At 48.8% G+C, this 3,075-nt stretch carries 2 protein-coding genes; one reads left to right on the top strand and one right to left on the bottom strand.

What is annotated here, in order from left to right:
* The first annotated feature begins 152 nt into the window (after positions 1-152).
* Positions 153-1,190, top strand: a complete 1,038-nt coding sequence (locus tag GOW16_RS22495; RefSeq protein WP_170419788.1) for an IS110 family transposase — start codon at positions 153-155, stop codon at positions 1,188-1,190.
* A 598-nt stretch (positions 1,191-1,788) separates the two neighbouring features.
* Here the strand turns inward: GOW16_RS22495 and GOW16_RS22490 are convergent.
* Positions 1,789-2,817, bottom strand: a complete 1,029-nt coding sequence (locus GOW16_RS22490) for a hypothetical protein (RefSeq protein ID WP_170419786.1) — start codon at positions 2,815-2,817, stop codon at positions 1,789-1,791.
* Positions 2,818-3,075: the final 258 nt, after the last annotated feature.

Below are 3,075 nucleotides of genomic sequence, written 5' to 3'. Positions count from 1 at the left end.
AAGATACGGTAATGGGGCTTTACGCTACTCATTACCGTTGGTGATTGCTCTGATTGCTGATGAGAAATGTCGGTTCTCTTGATGCGCGTTAACGTGAGTACCGACTCGTGTAACGATGTGCCCTCAATCCCTAAGAATGGAAGGTCATCGACATGAACGTGTTTATTGGATTGGACGTATCTTTGGAGAGCACCGCAATCTGCGTGGTGACAGAGAATGGGAAAATCTCACAGGCGACTTCGGTTGCAAGTGAACCGGAAGCGTTGGTCAAGGCGCTGCAAGAAACCAAAAGTAATGTTCTGTGTGTTGGGATGGAGGCCGGACCTCTATCACAGTGGCTCCATAAACATCTGACTGATGCTGGCTTTGAAACAGTTCTGATGGAAACGCGACACGTCAAGAGCGTGTTGAAAGCTATGCCGATCAAGACAGATCGACGTGACGCAGAAGGGATCGCGCGCTTACTTCAGACAGGATGGTACCGATCTGTGCATTGTAAGTCAGCTTCTGCGCAAGAAACGCGCGCTTTGCTGACCGCCAGGAGGTCTTTGCAAAGAGGCATTCTAAATCTTGAACTGTCAATCCGAGGCGTTTTGCGCAATTTCGGCCTAAAAGTCGGCAAGGTTTCAAAAGGAGAATATGAAGCCCGTATTCGAGAGCTGGCTATCGGGAACCCGATGCTGGAATTGGCGGTGGTAGCGACATTGAATGCCCGGGCAACAATGAAAGACCAATTTGCTGAATTGGACAGGCAATTGCTTGCCCTTGCCAAGCGTGACCCTGTTTCTAGACTGATGATGACCATGCCCGGTGTGGGTGCAATTGTCGCCCTGACGGTCAAATCTGCCATTGATGATCCGGGTCGCTTCAAATCTTCCAAAGATGTTGGTCCCTGGGCCGGCCTCACGCCAAAACGAAACCAATCTGGCGAAACGGACATCGTTGGACGCATTACCAAGGCTGGCGATACATCACTTAGAGCGGCGCTCTATCAAGCAGCGACGGTGATGCTCAATAATGCGAAGCACAATTGGCTAACAGCCTGGGCACTACGCGTCGCCAGTCGGCGAGGCAAGAAACGGGCTACGGTCGCACTTGCTCGGCGGATCTGCGTTGTCCTGCACAATATGTGGCAGCATAGAACCAAATTCGAACTCACGCGTGCCGGTGCCATGTCGACGCAAGTATAAAGCGAAGCAAATAGTTCTTTCAAAATAGGAGAACAGGCGACTGAGGAAACGGTCTCCAACTGAGGTCCCTCGCTGGGACGTGGAACCATGATGCCGTGACATCCCCCGTGTCAACAACACTGAGCACGACACTAAGATGGGCACATGGATCCTTTAAGGACAACGTATCAAGTGGCAGTCCAATTCTTGGAGCTGACTACGGACAGAAGCATTTACCCGGCGAAGGAAAATCACTGCGCAAGACTGGATCGCGGGTGCCTTGCTCAATCCGATTTTGATTCACACAAATCGAAGGCTACATGTCGCTGTTGTGGCTTGAGATTATCTGGTGTCGGGCGCGAGATCATCGCAAATTTCGGCTAAGATTGTTTGAGACTGTAAATCGCGTCTGGCTCAAAATAGTTTCGACCGGGCGCAGATTTTCTGAGACCGGCTCACATTCCTGAGACTTGGGATCAGCAAGGTATGAATGGCTGCTCAGAGCCCGAAGCCGCCATTTCCGTCCAACCAAAATGCCGCCAAGGCATTCGGCAGGTTTTAGTCGAAGAACAGTGCTTTTGATCACATCATTTGTGCAATGCATTGATCGAGGGGGCTATCATGAAGCGGCGTGGATGAACTCAATAAATCCTATGACAGCAAGGTATGCTTGTTCAGCTTCTTCTCTTGTGAAACTCGTATCACCTCGGTGTATGACCCTGTTGCGCTTTTCGTACGCATCCGTGTTCCATACTGAACAAACCTGTTGCGCGCGTATGTTTTGAATATTGGTGAGGTCGCACAAGTGCTTTTCCAATAGATAGCCGATGTTTCCCTTTTCTATGGCCTCTCTATAGGGTTTATCTTTGCCGTTGCTTGATTTCAGCGTCGCAATGCCTTGATCTTCACACAGTTTCAACAGTCTAGTTTGCACATATGTCTCAAATGCTGTTCCGAACATAACGATGGCAAGTGGGTAATCCTCATCGTAAACGATGAGTTTCTTACCAGCATTGAGCATTTTTTCGAACGTTTGTATTCCGCGATCAAGTTGTAGCCGCCCGGCGATCCTGTCAATTGCATCGCTTCTCTGGCGAAACGAGCTTAGTGCATCCTCTGGTGGCAAAGTAAGTGTTACGCCATGATCTAGTGCATCCTGTCGGAACTGAGTTTCCCCACTAAGCAAGCCCTCTTGAACCCTATAGACCGGATTCTTGTTGTTTAGGTAGTTGTCCCCGTACCCATGAAAAGTCATGACGCGGTATACATCAAGGAAGCGAGCTAGGCAGGATTCCGCGAATGCCTCTCTATTCTCCTGCGGTATGCTGGCGCAGAATCTAATATTTACCAAGTTCGCTACTCCGTTTCGGGTGTAACCTGTTGAGAAGATATCCGCTCTCTCTATGAAGTAGTTTCCGATAACATCTTGGCCGCCAGACCTATTGGGCACACTGGGGTCAAAGCTGACCCCATTTTGGATCTCCCAATTAGGGTTCTTACTTTTGTACGGGTGAAAGGATGCGTGTTCGAGTTTTTCGAAATATATTACTGCGTCCCAGCCATCCACACGCATTTGAAAAGCCTGATGGTCAATAAATCCAAAGTTTATGTTCAAGTAATAGCTATAGATAACAACATTCTGATCCATGTCGTCCGCCCTCAGTCGCGTGTTTGCAAATCATTTGCGTGAAACAAATTTTGGTATGGCCAATTTGGTTTAACATGATGCCAACCCGAGAGACCCGCAACCCTCGATCCGGTTGATGAGCCAGAGCTATCACGAGCGGAAAATTGCAAGCTGCTACAGCTGTATGAACAAGAATGGTATGGGTGTCGCCCAATACTTTGTTTTTGTAAGACATTTTCTTCTTGATCTTTAACGCCCCATTACAGAAGGGGATGTCAG

The organism is Ruegeria atlantica (genome assembly GCF_013033965.1).
GTDB classification, from domain to species: Bacteria; Pseudomonadota; Alphaproteobacteria; order Rhodobacterales; family Rhodobacteraceae; genus Ruegeria; species Ruegeria atlantica_D.
This window is presented reverse-complemented; position numbering and strand designations above follow the sequence as displayed.

Excerpts from the sequence above, each read along its gene's own strand:
- GOW16_RS22495 (WP_170419788.1), top strand. The coding sequence starts at position 153 with ATGAACGTGTTTATTGGATTGGACGTATCTTTGGAGAGCACCGCAATC.
- GOW16_RS22490 (WP_170419786.1), bottom strand. The coding sequence starts at position 2,817 with ATGGATCAGAATGTTGTTATCTATAGCTATTACTTGAACATAAACTTT.